Annotated in this window: 1 protein-coding gene; it reads left to right on the forward strand. The window is 72.8% G+C overall.

Features of this window, described 5'->3' with window-relative positions; all coding sequences use genetic code 11:
* Positions 1-397, forward strand: a 397-nt coding sequence (locus LPA54_RS41210; protein ID WP_228985508.1) for an L-threonylcarbamoyladenylate synthase, incomplete at both ends; no start/stop codon positions are given.

Below are 397 nucleotides of genomic sequence, written 5' to 3' on the forward strand. Positions count from 1 at the left end.
GTGTACGGCATCGGCGCCGACGCGTTCAGCTCCGAGGCCGTCGGCGACCTGCTCCAGGCCAAGGGCCGCGGCCGCAACATGCCCAGCCCCGTCCTCATCGGCTCCCCGAACACCCTGCACGGCCTCGTCACCGACTTCTCGGAGATGGCCTGGGAGCTGGTCGACGCGTTCTGGCCGGGCGCGCTGACGCTGGTCGCCCGCCACCAGCCGTCGCTCCAGTGGGACCTCGGCGACACCCGCGGCACCGTCGCCGTGCGCATGCCGCTGCACCCGGTCGCCATCGAACTGCTCACCGAGGTCGGCCCGATGGCCGTCTCCTCCGCCAACCTCACCGGACACCCGGCGCCGGAGGACTGCGACGCCGCCCAGGAGATGCTCGGCGACTCCGTCTCCGTCT

It is taken from the genome of Streptomyces sp. DH12 (genome assembly GCF_020873895.1).
Taxonomy (GTDB): domain Bacteria; phylum Actinomycetota; class Actinomycetes; order Streptomycetales; family Streptomycetaceae; genus Streptomyces.